The 16411-nt window shown below is 69.7% G+C and carries 14 protein-coding genes and 1 tRNA gene; 11 read left to right on the top strand and 4 right to left on the bottom strand.

All coding sequences use genetic code 11. The annotated features are described in order from the left end of the window. Positions 1-63 precede the first annotated feature (63 nt). Entirely contained in the window at positions 64-318 is a 255-nt protein-coding gene (locus LBC97_16665) for a type II toxin-antitoxin system VapB family antitoxin (GenBank protein MDR2567648.1), read from the top strand. Positions 319-324: 6 nt separating this feature from the next. Next, the gene (locus tag LBC97_16660; GenBank protein MDR2567647.1) at positions 325-798 is read left to right on the top strand and encodes a type II toxin-antitoxin system VapC family toxin; all 474 of its coding nucleotides are present in this window, start codon (positions 325-327) and stop codon (positions 796-798) included. Positions 799-949: 151 nt separating this feature from the next. Here LBC97_16660 and LBC97_16655 read toward each other — a convergent pair whose 3' ends face one another. Beyond that, positions 950-1654, bottom strand: coding sequence for a PIG-L family deacetylase (locus LBC97_16655; protein ID MDR2567646.1), 705 nt, complete (start codon positions 1652-1654; stop codon positions 950-952). An 88-nt stretch (positions 1655-1742) separates the two neighbouring features. Between LBC97_16655 and LBC97_16650 the strand changes: the two genes are divergently transcribed. After that, positions 1743-2423, top strand: coding sequence for a GPP34 family phosphoprotein (locus tag LBC97_16650; protein ID MDR2567645.1), 681 nt, complete (start codon positions 1743-1745; stop codon positions 2421-2423). Positions 2424-2443: 20 nt separating this feature from the next. Next, positions 2444-2704, top strand: coding sequence for a helix-turn-helix domain-containing protein (locus LBC97_16645; GenBank protein MDR2567644.1), 261 nt, complete (start codon positions 2444-2446; stop codon positions 2702-2704). 16 nt (positions 2705-2720) lie between these two features. Here LBC97_16645 and LBC97_16640 read toward each other — a convergent pair whose 3' ends face one another. Then, positions 2721-3008 (bottom strand): hypothetical protein, encoded by a 288-nt coding sequence (locus tag LBC97_16640; GenBank protein ID MDR2567643.1) that lies wholly within the window; start codon positions 3006-3008, stop codon positions 2721-2723. Between the two features lie 395 nt (positions 3009-3403). Between LBC97_16640 and LBC97_16635 the strand changes: the two genes are divergently transcribed. The 3 genes from LBC97_16635 to LBC97_16625 all read left to right on the top strand — a co-directional run bounded on the left by LBC97_16635 (position 3404) and on the right by LBC97_16625 (position 5479). Further along, positions 3404-3874, top strand: coding sequence for a hypothetical protein (locus LBC97_16635; GenBank protein MDR2567642.1), 471 nt, complete (start codon positions 3404-3406; stop codon positions 3872-3874). A gap of 273 nt (positions 3875-4147) precedes the next feature. After that, positions 4148-5083, top strand: a complete 936-nt coding sequence (locus tag LBC97_16630; protein ID MDR2567641.1) for an AEC family transporter — start codon at positions 4148-4150, stop codon at positions 5081-5083. A gap of 84 nt (positions 5084-5167) precedes the next feature. Beyond that, complete coding sequence (locus LBC97_16625; GenBank protein ID MDR2567640.1) at positions 5168-5479, top strand: PIN domain-containing protein; 312 nt, start codon at positions 5168-5170, stop codon at positions 5477-5479. Positions 5480-5801: 322 nt separating this feature from the next. Here LBC97_16625 and LBC97_16620 read toward each other — a convergent pair whose 3' ends face one another. Together LBC97_16620 and LBC97_16615 are read right to left on the bottom strand one after the other, a co-directional pair. Next, positions 5802-7649: a phosphoenolpyruvate carboxykinase (GTP) gene (locus LBC97_16620; GenBank protein ID MDR2567639.1), complete on the bottom strand. Its 1848-nt coding sequence runs from the start codon at positions 7647-7649 to the stop codon at positions 5802-5804. Positions 7650-7986: 337 nt separating this feature from the next. Further along, on the bottom strand, positions 7987-9276 hold the full coding sequence (locus LBC97_16615) for an adenylosuccinate synthase (protein ID MDR2567638.1): 1290 nt from the start codon (positions 9274-9276) through the stop codon (positions 7987-7989). 313 nt (positions 9277-9589) lie between these two features. Between LBC97_16615 and LBC97_16610 the strand changes: the two genes are divergently transcribed. The 4 genes from LBC97_16610 to LBC97_16595 all read left to right on the top strand — a co-directional run bounded on the left by LBC97_16610 (position 9590) and on the right by LBC97_16595 (position 16396). After that, a complete protein-coding gene (locus LBC97_16610; protein ID MDR2567637.1) occupies positions 9590-10912 on the top strand; it encodes an SWIM zinc finger domain-containing protein in 1323 nt (440 codons plus the stop codon). Continuing rightward, positions 10909-14244 (top strand): hypothetical protein, encoded by a 3336-nt coding sequence (locus tag LBC97_16605; GenBank protein MDR2567636.1) that lies wholly within the window; start codon positions 10909-10911, stop codon positions 14242-14244. The genes LBC97_16610 and LBC97_16605 overlap by 4 nt, the downstream gene beginning before the upstream one ends. 241 nt (positions 14245-14485) lie before the next feature. Beyond that, complete coding sequence (locus LBC97_16600) at positions 14486-15997, top strand: amidohydrolase family protein (protein MDR2567635.1); 1512 nt, start codon at positions 14486-14488, stop codon at positions 15995-15997. A 322-nt stretch (positions 15998-16319) separates the two neighbouring features. Continuing rightward, positions 16320-16396: transfer RNA gene (locus LBC97_16595), tRNA-Pro, on the top strand. Positions 16397-16411 lie beyond the last annotated feature (15 nt).

Raw genomic sequence — 16411 nt, 5'->3', positions numbered from 1 at the left:
TTGGCGCAGGACCGGGCCCTTGTCTTCCTTGCGAGGTGGAATTCTTCCATCTAGTCTGGCTCCGTGGCTTTGAACATCAAGGATCCGGAAACGGACCGACTGGCGCGCGAACTGGCGGGCGAAACCAAAGAGTCGATCACCGTCGCCACCAAGATCGCCTTGGAGGAACGTCTGCGGCGGGTCCAAGCCGCGAAGGCGTCCGGCGACGTGTTCGCCAAACTGGGGGCGATCTCAGCGCGCGGACGGGCGTTGGCAATTCTGGACAGTGGCAGCGCGGACGAAATCCTGGGCTACAACCAATTCGGCGCGCCGGAGTAGGCCGCCATGCGCCTGGTCGTGGATTCGTCCGCCTTGATTGCGGTTGTGTTCGGCGAAGAGGACGCCGAACACTTCAACATGGTGCTGGGGGCCAGCGTGGCCCAGGTCCACGTCTCAGCGGTCTCCCTGGTGGAGTCGACCATGGTGGCGGAGGCTCGTGGGGGCCCCGAGGCGGCGCGATTGTTGCGGGACCTTCTGGACGCCGTGTCGGCGCAAATCGAACCCGTCGACCAAGAACAAACCAGGCTGGCCATAGAGGCTTGGCGGCAGTTCGGCAAGGGGCGCCATCCGGCGGCCCTGAACCTAGGGGACTGTTTCAGCTACGCCCTGGCGAAACGGCTGGGCGCGCCGCTTCTGTACAGGGGACGGGACTTCGCGGCCGCGGGCGTCAACGCCCCAGAGTTTTCGCCCAGTAGGGCTCAGACCACGACCGAAAACGAGCCCAGACCGGCGGCGCTCGAATCCACCGGATCGGAGTGACCGCCGTGCCGTTCGAGGCCCGGTCGCCCCGTCAGTGGATGTGGCGCCCAGCGGGCCGGCCGCCAGAGCAGGGTCCGCCTCGACCATTTCTCGCGCCCGCCTTGAGTCCAAAGCAAACGTCGATTCGACCCGGGGCCCGGCGCTGGCGGGCTCAGTCGGGGATCAGGACCCGTTTGAAGGATTCCGCCAGGCGTCCGGGCGCCAGTCCGAAGTCCGCCGCGACTTGGGCCGCCTCCCGCCGGGCGCGGGCCTCCGCTGCCACCGGGTCGGGGTGCTGCGAGGCGTGCGCCAGCAAGGCCGCCTGGCGCTGTTCCCACACCTCCGTCACGTCGATCGCGTGGTCCGGCGCCGGGTCGCCCACCAGCCACAGCTCGCGGACCTCGAACGCCTCCAACCCGGCCGCCGCCAGCCCCGGGAACGCGAACGGGTTCCGCGCGAACGGGTACACCGCCCGCGCCACCGCCTCCCCCACGGCCAGGTGGTCCGGGTGCGACAGCCGAATGTCGGCCCACGTCCGTTCCGGGCTTTGGGCCAGCACCAAGTCGGGTTTGGTTTGGCGGATTACTTGCACGATGCCGCCCACCAGGTTCCCGTCCACCCTCACCTCGCCGTCGCGGAGACCTTCCAGGAACCTCACGTCGAGCACGCCCAAAATGGCGGCGGCCCGGAGTTGCTCTTCGCGGCGCCGCTCCGCCATGACGTCATTGGCGCGGCCGGGTTCGAACCCGCCCGCGTCGCCCGAGGTCGCGATCAGATAGGTGACCTCCCAGCCGGTCCGCACCCAAAGGGCGATGGTGCCGGAAGCCCAAAAGTCGGCATCGTCGGGGTGGGCCATAACGACCAAAGCGCGTCTCACCCCAACATTGTGCCCGGAAGCGAGGCCCGGTCGCGCTGCTAAGCTAAATCGTAAGTAGTAAGTAGCGACCGGTCTGCGGGAGGCCCGAATGCAATCGCTGTCGTTCACCCAGGAGTACTTCCTGTGCGCGCTCAATCCCAAGGGCAAGGCGCCCCTCTCGCTTGAGGGCACGTTCCAAGCCTGCGTTCTGGCGGGCGGGATCGCGGAGCTGCTTGACCGGGGGTACTTCACCCTGGGCCAAAAGGACAGGCTGACGCCGGGCCTCCCCTGGGACGGCGGGCTTCCCCACCTGGTGCCCCTGCACGCGGCCATCGCCTCCTCAAGAAAGCCGCCAACGGCCAAGGACCTCGCGGACCGCTACGTCGTCATGAGCGGCAAGCTGGGCAAAGAGCTATTCGCCAGCTTTGGCCAGTCGCTGGTCGCGGCCGGCTGCGCGACCAGGTCAACCGAGCCCGGATGGTTTGGCGAGAAGGCCAGGTTCGCGCCCCGGCCGCAGGCGGTCACGCGCGTGATCGAACGGGTCCGCGCGGAGGTGCTGGAGGCGGGCCCCATAGACGACCAGACCATCTGCCTCATCGCCTTGCTGGACAAGAGCAAACTGCTCAAGCAATACTTCAGCAAAGTCGAGCGGGGAATGCTGCGCGAGCGCCTGAGGCAGGCCCGTGCCACCGGGCCGTACAAGTCCGTGGGCCGGGTGGTGGACCACGTCGAAACCATGGTCGCCGCGATCGTGACCGTGATCGTGGTGACCGCCCCGGGGGCCAGTTGAGTCTTGGGGGCTAACGCCAAGTGTCTCGCCAGCGAAGCCTGGAAACCATTCAAACCGCCCGGCATGTGTCGATCGGCGAGTTGGTGCGCCTGACCGGCGCGCGCTACTCGACGCTGAAGTTCTACACCGAAGAGGGGCTGTTGCCCTTCGAACAGGCCGAGGAGCGGCTGACCCGCCGTTACGAACGCGAGCCGACCGTCCGGCGGCTGGGGCTCATCCGCCAACTCAAAGCCGAGGGCCGCACCATCCCGGAGATAAAGGACCTGTCGCGAAACTGGTGACCGGGCGCCTCGGCGTTCAAGCGGCGCGGGCCTGGTAGCGCTTGCGCGCGGTTTCGCCGGTGATGCCGTACGCGCCGCCGATCCGCTCCCAAGACAGTCCCTCGGCGCGGGCGCGCCCCACGGCCTCGGCGGCCTCCTTCTCGGCGTATGTCCGCTGGTAGCGCAGCCGGCGGAGCTTGGCCAACGGCGGTTCCGGCACGGCGGTAGACGGGTCGAGGTCGCTCCGCTCGAGGTGGTCCGCCATCTCCCAACCCAAAGCCTCCAACTCGGCCCGTTCGCCTTGCGGCAAGTCCTCCAGCTTCATCTCCGTCCTCCTTCCGTGAGTTTCCTGCGCGCGGGCATCGCGTGAATGATGGCGTCTGCCCCGTACCTGTCGATCACGCCCAACTCCAAAACACGCGTGCCCGACTGAACAGGCCCTGTCAGGATGTGCGCTGGTGTCTTTCCCCTGAAGTCCGTCAGTTCGTATCTCGCGTGTCGGTATGCGTGAAGGATGTCCGCTTCGGTTATGCCGCGGCGGAGCGCCGAGGGAAGCATCAACGGCTCGTCATCCACACCCACAATGATACTGCCAAGAGAGTTGCAAACCCCGTTGGGTTCGAAGCGGACCGTTTTCGCGGACGGGGTGGACGCGTCAGCGGCTTGACGCCTGAATAGGCTGGCATGGTGCGTTTGTTGGGGGCGGGAAGGAACAGGACGGTGCGGCTGACCGGGCACTGGCGACACACCAGCGCGGTGGGCGACTTGGTGACCTCGTTGTATGCGGCGGGTCGGCCCGAATACCGGTCCGGCCCGGACGACCCGGCGCCGGGCGTGCCGTCCATCACGGCGGTGATGCCGCGGTTGGCGGTGAAAGGCCTGGACCAAGTGGTCCAGGTCAACCGGGCCGAGGGGTGGGTCTTGGCCCAGGGCCGATGCCGTCTGGACGGCCTCCGCTCTTTCCTGGCCGGGCAGGGGCTGGCGTTGGCGGCGGTCGACCCGGCGGTCGGCGCTCCCGGCCGGGCCAGAGGCCGGGGTTGCGAGACGGCGGGGGCGGGCGTGATCGGCGGGGTGGTCAGCGCGGTCTGGGCGGATGTGCTGACGAAGAGCGGGGAACTCGCCCGCCACAGCCCTGACGCCCTGCCCCCTGACGGCTTTGTGGTGGCGGTCGCGCTCCGCTTGGCCTCGTAGGCGGCTCCGCCGCCCGGAGCCGGGCCTGTGGGCGGGGGCTGCCTGGGCCTTTGGCTCAGAGGCGACGCGCCGCCGCTGAAAGACGAGCCGGGCCGGCCGGGGACCGCCTGGGTCTTGGCCGCGGGGCGACGCGTCGCCGCTGGAAGACGAGGGCGGGGCGCGGTGGGGGCGAACGGCATCGGCGGCGGGGACCGACGGTTCCTTCGGCTGCGGTGACGGCGCCAGCCTGGGCTTAAGGTGGGCTGTGGCGAATCGGCGAAGATCGGAGGGGTTGTGTTTGATGCTCTGCAGGGCTTCGTCACCGTGTCCGTGCCGATCGTTGTGGGCTACTTGATCGCCAAGCTCAACGTGGTCACCCCGCAAACCGCCAAACAGCTGAACCTGTTGGCGGTCAACGCGCTGGTGCCGGTGCTGCTGTTCGTGATCATGTCGGAATCCGAGCCGCAGCTGCTCTTCTCCTCCCTGGCAATGGTGTCATTCCTGGCCGCGGTCGCGGTCTTCGCGTTGTACGCGCTGGTGGCGGGCGTGATTTGGCGGCCCGGCGGGTCGGCGCTGACCGTCGGGGCGCTGGCGGCCGGGTACACCAACGCGGGCAACATCGGCGTGCCGATCGCGGTGCACATGCTGGGCAACCCCGCGCTGGTGGCGCCCATAGTGCTTTTCCAGACCGGGCTTTTCGCCCCGATTGGGCTAGCGTTCCTGGCGGTCTTCGCCAAACGGCGGGACGCCGCAGCCGGACAGCCCGTGTCGAAGGCCATAGTCGGAGCCATCTGCAGCCCCATTGTGATCGGGTCGCTGACGGGCGTGGTCGTCTCGGCGACCAACTGGACGGTGCCGCTGGTGGCGATGGAGCCGATCCGGTTGATCTCCGGCGGGGCCATCCCCATCATGCTGATCGCGTTCGGCATGTCGCTGCGGGACACCCCCGTCCTGGCGAAGACCTCCGCGCGGGGCCAGGCGATCCTGGTCACCGCCATGAAACTGCTGGCCATGCCGCTGGCGGCGTGGGCGCTGGCCCGGTTCGCCTTCAGGCTGGACCCCGCCGCCGTCTACGCCGTCACCGCCATGGCCGCCCTGCCCACGGCGCAGAACATCTTCAACTACGCCAGCCGCTACGAGTCTGCCACCATCCTGGCCCGCGACTCGGTCACTCTGACCACCCTGGGGGCGGCGCCCATGGTCTTCGTGGTGGCCGCGCTGCTGGGCTGAGGTTTCCCCGGCTCGCTCCGGCCCGGCCCGCCCGCTTCCCGATGCCGTTCTCCTCAACGTCCGGCCCCGCCGTTTGGGCGAAAGTTGCTCCGGGCATCGCGCGCGCTGACCGAAGGCGCGGTCTGTTCCGCCGCGAACTGGTCCGAGGTGGCGCAAAAGTCCCGCGCGGCCGGCCGCGACTGGAACGCCGCGCGCGCGTTGCTGGCCAGCTTCCCCCTGGCGGTCGAACCCGTCACCGAGGAGGACGCCGAATGGGCGGCGCGGCGCTGGACCAAGGGCGAAGGCCTGTCGTTGGCGGATCGCCTGTGCCTAGCGCTGGCTGACCGGCTCGGCGCGGAGGCGCACACTGCGGACAAGGCCTGGCCCCCGGCTCCCAACATCCGCCAAATCCGCTAGGCCTGCGGCGTGACCTCGCCAACGACAGGCCACAGCCAGACGTTTCCCTTCATCCAGGCAGGCCCGCCAGTGGCACAAACACGGAGCTTATGCCGAAGGCAGAGGCCCCGCCGCGGCTGCCAAAGCAGGGCTACCGGACGGAGCGTAGACTCTTACAGACTTCGGCCGAACTCTGCAAAAGTCTGTGTCCGGGGAGGTCCAGTGAGGGCCGAGCTTCTCCAGCGAGCATCGTGTCCGCGGCTCTCCGCGCAAGCAAAAGCGCACGATGCCGTCCGCCCAAGGTGAGCGGACGGCATCGTGCGCGGAAAAGCGGCAAAGAGCCTTACTGCTTGGCGGCCTGCAGACGCTCGCGGAGCGCGGCCAACTGGCCGGTCAGCGCGGCGGGGAGGCGCTCGCCGAACTGGGCGAAGTACTCCTCGGTGAGGTCCGCCTCCGCCAGCCAGGCGTCCGGGTCGATCGCGAACAATTGCTCCAGGGCGCCTTCCGGCAGGTCCAGGCCCTCGACGTTGAACTCGCCCGGCAGCGGCAGCTGGCCGATCGGGGTCTTGACGGAGCCGGCGTCGCCGAGCACGCGGGCGACGGCCCACGCGAGCACGCGCGAGTTCTCGCCGAAGCCCGGCCACAGGAACTTGCCGTTGGCGTCCTTGCGGAACCAGTTGACCTGGAAGATGCGCGGGGCCTTGTCGCCCAGCAGTTCGCCCATGTGCAGCCAGTGGCCCCAGTAGTCGCCCATGTTGTAACCGCAGAACGGCAGCATGGCGAACGGGTCGCGGCGCAACGCGCCCACGGCGCCTTCGGCGGCGGCGGTCTGCTCGGATGAGACCGTGGCGCCAATGAACACGCCGTGCTCCCAATTCAGCGACTCGTTGACAACCGGCACGTTGGTGGCTCGGCGGCCGCCGAACAGCACGATGTCCACCGGCACGCCCTTCGGGTCGTTGAACTCCGGCGCGATGATTGGGCACTGCTCCGCCGGCGCCGTGAAGCGCGAATTCGGATGCGAAGACGGGGCCTCCGAAGCCGGGGTCCAATCGTTGCCGCGCCAGTCGATCAGGTGCGCGGGCGGGGTGTCGGTCATGCCCTCCCACCACACGTCGCCATCATCCGTCAGGGCGACGTTCGTGAAGATGGTGTTCTCCGTCATGGACAGCATGGCGTTCTTGTTGGTCTGCATCGAGGTGCCGGGCGCCACGCCGAAGAACCCCGCCTCGGGGTTGATCGCGTATAGCTTGCCGTCCGGGCCGGGCCGCATCCAGGCGATGTCGTCGCCAACGGTCTCCACCTTCCAACCCGGAATGGTGGGCACCAGCATGGCGAGGTTCGTCTTGCCGCAGGCCGAGGGGAACGCCGCCGTCACCACGGAGGTCTTGCCCTGAGGGCTGGTCAGCTTCAGGATCAGCATGTGCTCCGCCATCCAGTCCTCGTCATGGGCCATAACGGAGGCGATCCGAAGCGCGTAGCACTTCTTCCCGAGGAGCGCGTTGCCGCCGTAGCCGGAGCCGTAGGACCAGATCTCGCGGGTCTCCGGGAAGTGCGTGATGTACTTCTCGTCGTTGCAGGGCCAGGCCACGTCGGGGCGCTCGTTGCCGTCCGCGTCCACCAGCGGGTAGCCCACCGAGTGCACGGCGGGCACAAAGTCCACGTCCTCGGTGATGAGGTCCAGAGCCTGTTGCCCCATGCGGGTCATGATCTTCATGTTGATCACGACATACGGCGAGTCGGTGATTTCGATGCCCAGCTTAGAAATGTTGCCGCCCAGCGGGCCCATGGAGAACGGCACAACGTACATGGTCCGGCCGCGCATGGAGCCGGTGAAGACCGTGTCCAAGATCTCCCGCATTTCCGCCGGGGCCTTCCAGTTATTGGTCGGGCCCGCGTCGATCTCCTTCTCCGAGCAGATGAACGTTCTCGACTCGACCCGGGCCACGTCGCTGGGCTCGGAGCGGGCCAGGAACGAGTTTGGGCGCTTGGCGGGGTTCAAACGGATGAGCGTGCCGGAGGCGACCATCTCATCGGTCAAGCGCTTCCATTCCTCTTCCGAGCCGTCAGCCCAAACGATTTCGCTCGGCTGGGTCTTCTTCGCGACGTCAGACACCCACTGGATGAGTTTGGCGTTCTTAGTCGGCGCCGTTGCCGCAATGGCGGCGAACGAGGTGTCAGCAATGGTCATGTCTCACAAAACCTTCCATCGGTCAGTTGTAATCCCCGCGGTGCACCAGACACAGGAGGAGGAGCGCGGTCGGGCTACCGGGCCACCCGGTTGGCCACGCCCGCAGATCGTCCGCCGTCCGCCTTCGCCTTCCGGCGGCCTCCGGCGGTAGGCCCACGATCCACACCACCCACTAGCCTATTCGCATTCCGCGAGCGCTCGAACGGCCGCTTCCCGCCCTCCCGGGTAATGGCCGTTGTACGATGCCGTCCGGCCGCGCAAATGGGGACGGTACCTGGAAATGGGGACGGTACCTGTTTCCGCTTGCGGAAACAGGTACCGTCCCCATTTCGGGGGGTCAGCGGGCTAGGAGCGGGTGGCGTTGGACGATCGCGTCGCGGGCCGCGCCAACGCCCACCACGGAGATGCGGGCGCCGGACATCTCCTCGATCGCGGTGACGTAGGACTGGGCGTTGCGCGGCAGTTGCTTGAAGGAGCGGGCGCGGGAGATGTCCTCGTCCCAGCCGGGCAGGTATTCGTAGACGGGCCGGGCGTGGTGGATGTCGCTTTGGGAGACCGGCAGGTCGTGGTGGAGCGACCCGTTCACGTCATAGGCCACGCACACGGGGATGCGGTCCCAACCGGTCAGCACGTCAAGCTTGGTCAACACGAAGTCGGTGACGCCGTTGATCCGGGCGGCGTAACGCGCCACCGGCGCGTCATACCAACCGCAGCGGCGCGGGCGGCCGGTGGTGACCCCGTACTCGTGGCCGGCTTCGCGCAAACGCTCCCCGGCGGCATCGTGCAATTCTGTGACGAACGGGCCCGCGCCGACCCGGGTGGCGTAGGCCTTGACGACCGCCACCACCCGGTCGATCCGCTTGGGCCCCACGCCGCTGCCGGTGCAGGCGCCGCCGGCGGTCGCGTTCGAACTGGTCACGAACGGATAGGTGCCGTGGTCCACGTCCAGCATGGTGGCCTGGCCGCCCTCGAAGAGGACCGTCGCTCCCTGGTCCAGGGCGTTGTTGAGCAGCAAGGCCGTGTCCGCCACCAGGGGGCGGACGCGATCGGCGTAGGCCTCCAATTCGTCCAGGACCTCGTTCACGGAAATGGCGCGGCGGTTGTACACCTTGACCAGCAGGTGGTTCTTCTGCATCAAAGCGCCCTCGATCTTCTGGCGCAGGATCGACGTGTCGAACAGGTCCTGGACCCTCAAGCCCACCCGTTGCATCTTGTCCGCGTAGGTCGGGCCGATCCCTCGTCCCGTGGTGCCGATCTGGCGTTTGCCAAGGAACCGCTCGGTGACCTTGTCCATGGTGCGGTTGTAACTGGGGATGAGGTGCGCGTTCGAGGACAGCACCAGGCGGGAGACGTCAATCCCGCGGGACTCCATCGCCTGGAGTTCCCCGAACAGGACCTCCAGGTCCACGACCACGCCATTGCCGATTACCGGGGTGACGCCGGGGGTGAGGATGCCGGAGGGGAGCAGGTGCAGCGCGTAGCTTTGGCCGCCGATCACCACCGTGTGCCCGGCGTTGTTGCCGCCGTTGAACTTGACCACGTAGTCCACGTCCTGGCCCAGCAGGTCGGTGGCCTTGCCTTTGCCCTCGTCGCCCCACTGCGCGCCGACCAGCACTATTCCTGGCATGTCGGTTCCTTCCTGCCGCTTTTGGGCGGCCGGGGTGACCGCCCGCCGAGGTCCGCGTTCGGCCCCGGAAAAGGTTACCGGACGAGCGGGGCCAGGGCGGGGGCGGGTCAGACCGGGCGCGGGGGCTGGTCGGGCCGACGCGGCTCGGCGTCCGGGGACGTGTCATTCGGCTGGGCCTGGGCGGCCCGGCGCCAGGCCGCCGCAGGCCGGTCGTGGTGGCTTCGGGGGATGTTCGGGCAGGTCACGGCGCTGACATACGTCCCTTGTATTCTTGCGAGGCGGGGAGCGGGCGGGGTAGACAGGAGGGGTCGGGATGGTCCGGTCATTTGTGGGCGAATCGGCGTTGGAGGGCGACCAACTGGGTTTGGCGCTCGCGCCGGCCCTTACGCCTGAGGGCGTGGCGCCGAGTCCCTGCTTCTTCAAGGGCTTCGCGGCTTTCCCGGCCGTGGTGGCGCGCGGGCTGGCGGCGTTGGCCGAGGTCACGGCGACCCGGTATTTCCAATACAGGCCGGAGGTGTCCCGCGATCCGGTCTTGAGCGCACAGGGCGACCGGCTGCGGGCCGAGTGCTTCTCGGCCTGCAACGGCGTCTACGCGCGCCTCGACTTGTTGGAGGCCGGGTTCGACGGCGGCGAGATCGGCTTCGGCACCACCAATGTGGATGTCAACTTGGGGCTGAGGCAGGCGCTCGCACGGGTCCGGCGGGACCAACTGCTGCGTCTGGAGGTCGGCTCGGACGGGTTGGAGGTTTCCAGCCTTGACGAGACGGTGCGGGAGCGGCCCGTCGCCATGCCGGACCGGTGGGTGCGGGCGTTGGGCAACGCCGCCCAAGCGCACTGCGGGCTGGAGCGGGTAGTGGAGTTGGACCAGGCGCGGGCGCGTTCCTTCGTGGCCTCGTTGCCGGCGGCCACGGGCAAGGACCAATCCGGCTGGTTGACGCCTTCCCCAGCAGGGGCGAGGCTGGCTGCCCGGCGGACTGGCGGAGCCGTCTTCGTGGCCGGCTTGCGCCGCCTCAGCGCCCTCAAGCGGCTGCTGACCAACCTGGAAGAGTTGACGTTCTACCAGGCGGCGGACAGCGAGCCGGGACCCGTGCTGGTGGAGGCGGCCCTGCCCGCAGCGAGGCTCACCTTGGGCCTGACGGCCGAGGCCTGGCGCGGGTTTTCCGGCGAGGGCGCCCTGCTGGTTTCCCTGGCCGCGCCCACCGCCCTCGAGGACGCCCGCCTGGTGGGCGTCCTGCTGGCGTTTGAGCCGGTGATCGACGTGGCGCGGCTCGCGCGGAAGGCGGGGATCGGCCCCGAGCGGGCGCGGGCCGCGTTGGCCGTCTTGGCCGCGTCCGGCCGGGTCGGTTGGGACGCGCACGATTCCGCCTACTTCCACCGCGAATTGCCGGACGACCCGGACCGGGTGACGAGGGACAACCCCCGGCTGGCGGCGGCGCGCGGCTTGGTCGAAGCGGTCGAGGCGGCGGGCGGCGGCCAGTGGCTGGTGCGGTCTGGCGGCGGCGATTACCAGGTCAGCTTCGACCCGGCCGGCGGTGTCAGCGCGGCGCGGTGCACCTGCGCCTGGTACCTCAAGCACCCGACCGGGCGCGGTCCCTGCAAACACGTTTTGGCCGTTCAACTGAAGGAGTCGGCATGACCAGCGCCCTCGCGCAAGCCGTTGCGGTGTTCAAGGAGTTGGGCTGGGCCGACGCCCGCCCCGATCAGGCTCTGTCCCTGCCCACGGGGACAAAGGAGCAACGGCAGGCCGCTCTGGCGGGGCTGCGAAGCGGCGAGTGGGGCGACATCGCCGAGGTCAGTCCGCGCGCCTGGGGTTACGTCTCCAAGGTCGACGTCAGCGAGGCGATGCTGGCGCTGTTCGCCGTCCGGGTGGGGGTGGACGCCCGGCGGGCGGCGAACCAGGTGCGGCCCTTGCATGAGGGCTTCACGGAGGACTTGGTGGCAGACGTGCTGGCCAGTCGCGGGGCGGTGTTCGCGGCCCGCTTCATTGAACACGCCTGCGTGGCGAGCCGGCGGATGTGGGAGCATTCGACCTCGGCCCTGGGCGGGGTGGCGGTGCGGCTGGTGGAACGGCTGGCGCTGCCCGTGCCGGACAACACCGAGTACATCAAGGACTGGGCGGCCTTCGCCGCCGCCACCCTGGGTTTGCCGGCGGAGATCACCGGTCCGCAACGCGCCCTGCCCGCCGAGTCGGCGATCCGGGACCGCTTCGCCGAACACGTGCGCGCGGGCGTCGCCGCGGGCGCCCCCGCCACCGGGCCGTTCGGGCCGGTTGTCGCGGCCGGTGTGGAGAAAGGCTGGATGGGCCGCGCGGAGGCGGTCGAGTTGGCGTTCGCCGCTTTGGACGCGGCGAGCCGTCCCGGGGACAGGAAGGCCTGGCTGGCGGCGTTGGACCAACTCGGCGTGGAGAATGCCGACTTCGCGGCCCGCGCGGACGGGCTGGTGCCGCTGCTGGCGACTGGGGAGGGCGGCATCGTGCAACGTCTGGGGCCGGTGCTGATCGGCGGAGAAGACGACGCGGTGGCGGTCGAGGCGCTGATCGCCGCGCTCGCCGCGCCGGCCAAGAAGACTCTCCGGACCGTTCTGGAGGCGGCGCTGGCACGCCGCCGGCCGGAGGGGGCCGAGGCGCTGACGGGCCAACTCGCCCAGCTTGCCGGGGACCGGGACAAGTGGGTGGCCCGGTCCGCCGGCCGACTGATCGACCAATGGGGGCTGGAAACCGGCCCGGCCGACACCGCGGAGCCGACTGTCTTGGGTCTGTGGCGCGAGACGCCGCCGGTGTGGGAGGCGCCGCGCTTTGACCGCGGCGAGGAGACGCCCAGGGCGCTGACGGAACTCGCGGCCGAGCTGACCAGGCGGCCCGCGAATTGCGCCGACGTCCTGGTGGAGCGTTTCCTGGCGGTGGCTAACGCGGTCGTGGGCCAAGACCCGGCCGCCGCCAAGGCGGCTCTGCGAGGGGTGCGGGAGGGTCCCAGTTTTGTCTACGGCCTGTCGCAGGTGCCATATTGGGTGGCAGGCCGGCCGTGCCACTGGGGCTTGGACTATGTTGACGACCGCGGCGACCTGAGGGTCTTCGACCCGCTGACGGCCCGCGAGCACGCCGTCTTCCTGCGGTTGGGCCAGCTCCCCTGCGTGCTCTCCGAACCGAGCCGCGACGATCTCAGCGTTGGGGCCGAGGACCTGGCGGATCGCCTCCAGGCTTACGCGGAGGCCGGGACCGCCGCCGCTGAGGCGGACCTGCTGCTGGCCTTGACCAGGTTGAACCCCGCCGCCGTCACGCCCGCGGCGGCCGGCCGGTTGGCCGCGTCCACCGTGCCGGTGGTTCTGCAATCGGGCGAGTTGATGGCTGTCACCGCCGGGGAGGCGGCGCGCGCCTACTTGGCCGATCCGGTCCGGGAGCCGGAACTGGTCCTGAACCCGAAATGGCGGTTCTGGGAAATCGGCCGGGTGCCCTACCCGGTGTCGCTGAAGGCGTTCCCGAACCGGTTTGAGTCTCTGGCGCGAGGCTACCGGATCAGTGAGGCTTGGGCGGTCTTCCCGCACTGGGGCGACGCCGCGTTGCTTGACGTTGGCTGGAACGGCGAAGTGCAGCGCGACCAGGGTTTGAACCTGCGCCAGGTGGCGCGCCGGGCCGCGCCGCTGCCGCCGGGGGCGGCCGTCAACTTCTTGGCCGCCCAGCGCTCAGTGCACCCCGTGGCCGCCGAGGATTCCGCCTTGGCCGTGAGCGAGGCCTGGGAGCGGGGCCTGCTCCGCCCCGGCGTGGCGGACGTCCGCTACCTGGACTGGTCCGCCCATCCCGGCAACTATGCGGCGCTGGTCGCCGCCTTGGCGGAAATCGCCGAGACGGGCCCGTTGGCCGCGGTCTGGTCGGTCTTGGACCAGTTGGTCCGCGCGTCCCTGCGCGCCCCCCGTTTGGTGGCCGGAACCGCCGAGGTGGTCGATGCCGTCGCCAAGTTCCTGCCGGAGGCGCTCGCCGCCGTGGAGGCCGGGTCCGCGGCCCCCGGAGTCCTCAACCTGCACGGGGTGCGGGCTTTGGCCGCCCGGTCCGGGTCCTCCAGGGCTGTCGCCGCCGCGCGGGAGGTTGTCAGCGGGTTGCCGGCCCCGATTGGTCCGCCTGTCGTCCAAGTGCCAGTGCTCGATCCGCCCTTTGACGAGGTCTGGCCCGAGGGCGCCGGCGGCCTGCCCGCCATCACGGACGGGGTGGAGGTGGCCGCTCGCTGGGCCGATCCGGGCACCACCCCCAAGTTCTTGGTCTTCGACTTGACCGTGCCGGGCGGCGCGCCGGGAGGCGAACCGCGCCGATTCCGCGTGGCCAAGAAGGACTGGTGCTACGACTTGGAGAAGGAGGGGCAGTGCGAGGCCAAGCAGATCGGTGGCGACGGGGAGGTCGCCGCCGAGGCGCCGAGCGTCTGGTTGCATTGGGACGCCGCGCTAAAGCGCCTGGTCGCGGAAGGGACGCGGAAATGGGCTGGCGGGGGGAACAGCTGGCCCGGCGGCGCGGGCCGGCCGGATTTGCCGGTGTCGCTCGTCACGGTCGCGATCGGCATGGTCGGCAACGGCGGCTACAGCGGCCCCAACCTGGTCGGCTCGCTGGTCGACGACGGGCTGATCGGCTCCGCCGCCGTGGCTGAGGCGATCCGCGCGCTGCTGCGCAGCCCGGATGTCAACCCCGCCCGGCTGGTGGCGGTCGTGGAAAAGAAGATCAGCTCTCTGCCCATTCTCTGGCCGCTGCTGACGGAGCCGGTGGCCCACGCCGCCGCCATGACGGGAAAGCCGCCGGCCTGGTTGAGCCGCGTCCTCGGGGCCGCCTTGCACCTGGCCCCGTACCTGGCCGAGGCGGCCCGGCGGGGCCACCTCCCGCCTGAAGCGTCCCGCTGGCCTGGGGTGGCCCAGCTTGCCCGCCGGTCGGGGTCCTCCGCGTCTATCGGCAAAGCGAAACAGCTCTTCGTGGCTTTGAGCCTGGGTGGCTGAGGCGTCCGTTGGCCTGGGCTGGCCCGCTCTTCCACCGGTTGGTCTCCCCGCCAGCCTCGGCAGGGCGAAGCAGGCCTTTTGGGCTTTGAGCCTGGTCGCCCAATGAGCGAATCGCCGCGGGGGGCGCGCTGCGATACGTAACCCCCCGCTTGCGGTGTGGGCACAGGGAGGCAAGCACAGTCCTCGGACCAGGACGGCGGCCTTCTCGCCACCGTTCCGGGACGGATGAAACAATGCTGGGATGACATCTTCAGCCGGTCGAGGCGATCCGAGCGCGGTTTGGGCTATCCGAGGCCCGGCCGTCCTGCCTGTGAAAACACGCCGAGACGATGAGGACCAGGATTACGCGGGCGAATTCGACGGCGACTTCGGGGACGGCGGCGCGGGGGATCGCGAGGGCCCGGACGGACAAGCCTGGGCGCGCATGCGGGAACACGACCGCGACGCGCCGACTGCGCCGCCTTGGGACTCGTCCAGCGTGGCCTTGCGGCAGGTGCCGGACGCCGTGGTCTTGATCCGGGAAGGCGCGATCGCGGCAGCCGGCGACTACCAGGCCGTCCTGGAACTGGAGCAAACGCTCAACGAGTACAACCCGGACCGGTTTGCCGTCGACTCTCTGAACGCCTTGAAGGAGGCCCGGCGTTGGGACGGACTCATCCTGCCCGGCCTGGTCGACATCCACTGCCACGGCGGCGGTGGCCAATCCTTCCCGGACGCGGTCAGCGTGGAGCAGGCCATGGTGGCGGTCATGGAGCACCGGCGGCATGGGACCACCTCGCTGGTGGCCTCGCTGGTCACCGACGCCCCCGAAACCCTGACCCGGCAAGCCGCATTGCTGTCGCAGCTCTACGTGGCGGGCGAATTGGCTGGCATCCACCTGGAGGGCCCGTTCCTGTCGAAGGATCGGGCGGGGGCGCAAGATCCCGCCAAAATGCAGATGCCGAACCCGCGCCTGGTGCGACGGGTCGCCAAGGCCGCGCGCGGCGGATTCGCGGTCATGACCCTCGCGCCGGAGTTGCCGGGGATTCTCCCGACGGACGCCGCTGGGGCGGGGGATGGGGCTGGGGACGGGGGCACGGCATCGGGCGCTGAGAACGTGATACGGGCGTTGGCGGAGGCGGGGGCGGTGCCGTCGTTCGGGCACACGGTGTGCACGGCTGAGGAAATGGGGTTGGCGGTGGGAGCGGCGGACGCGGAGCTGGCGCGGGCCGGCGCGCGGTTCGGGCGGATGGCGACGGCGACCCACCTGTTCAACGGGATGCCGCCCGTCCACCACCGGCGGCCGGGGCCGGCGCTGGAGGCTTTGGCGCAGGCGGCCCGCGGGGCGATGGTGGTGGAACTGATAGCCGACGGGGTGCATCTGGACCCTCGGACGGTGTTGGACGTGTTCGCGATGGTGGGACCGGCGAGCGTGGCGCTGGTGACGGACGCGATGGCGGCGGCGGGGATGCCGGACGGGCAATACCAGTTGGGGCCGGCGGCGGTGACGGTGGCGGGGGGCGTGGCCCGGCTGACGGAGGGCGACTCGATTGCGGGTGGGACCGCGCACCTGATCGACGTGGTGCGGTCGGCCTGGCGGGACAGCGGCGTGGCGTTGGAGGACGCAGTGGCGGCGGCCTCGCTGGTTCCCGCGCGGGTGCTCGGGCGGTCGCTGGAGTTCGGCTCGCTGGCGCCGGGGCGCGCGGCGGACCTGGTCCTGGCCGATTCGGACCTGGTGCCGGTTGAGGTTTACCGGCGCGGGGCGCGGGTCTGACTGGGGGTCGGGTTGTCGGTTGCGCGGATTTCGGGCTTGTTGGACGCGGGTTTGCTGGCTGCGGGCTTGTTGGCTGCGGGGTCGGTCGCGGGATTGGGTTGCTGGCTTGGGTTGCGGGGCGGGTCGGGCGACCTAACGCGGCCTGATGCGGCTTGCGGGTCGGTGTTGGTCTTGGACCGGGAGCCGGGGCGCTCGCTGGGGGAAGGCGGCATCGGGCGGTCGGAGAGGCGGGCTGTCGGAGCTGGGATGGCCGTGCGGCTGGGAATCTGTATGATGAGTGGCCGTTGGCCGGGTAGACTCGGCAGCCGGATCACTTGATCCTCGGGGTGTGGCGCAGCTTGGTAGCGCGCTTCGTTCGGGACGAAGAGGTCGTGGGTTCAAATCCCGCCACCCCGACCACTGCGAAAAGCGGTG

The organism is Bifidobacteriaceae bacterium (assembly GCA_031281585.1).
Taxonomy (GTDB): Bacteria; Actinomycetota; Actinomycetes; order Actinomycetales; family WQXJ01; genus JAIRTF01.
This window is presented reverse-complemented; position numbering and strand designations above follow the sequence as displayed.

Coding starts and splice junctions, on each gene's coding strand:
- LBC97_16605 (MDR2567636.1), top strand. CDS start 10,909: ATGACCAGCGCCCTCGCGCAAGCCGTTGCGGTGTTCAAGGAGTTGGGC.
- LBC97_16650 (MDR2567645.1), top strand. CDS start 1,743: ATGCAATCGCTGTCGTTCACCCAGGAGTACTTCCTGTGCGCGCTCAAT.
- LBC97_16615 (MDR2567638.1), bottom strand. CDS start 9,276: ATGCCAGGAATAGTGCTGGTCGGCGCGCAGTGGGGCGACGAGGGCAAA.
- LBC97_16610 (MDR2567637.1), top strand. CDS start 9,590: ATGGTCCGGTCATTTGTGGGCGAATCGGCGTTGGAGGGCGACCAACTG.
- LBC97_16600 (MDR2567635.1), top strand. CDS start 14,486: ATGACATCTTCAGCCGGTCGAGGCGATCCGAGCGCGGTTTGGGCTATC.
- LBC97_16620 (MDR2567639.1), bottom strand. CDS start 7,649: ATGACCATTGCTGACACCTCGTTCGCCGCCATTGCGGCAACGGCGCCG.
- LBC97_16660 (MDR2567647.1), top strand. CDS start 325: ATGCGCCTGGTCGTGGATTCGTCCGCCTTGATTGCGGTTGTGTTCGGC.
- LBC97_16640 (MDR2567643.1), bottom strand. CDS start 3,008: ATGAAGCTGGAGGACTTGCCGCAAGGCGAACGGGCCGAGTTGGAGGCT.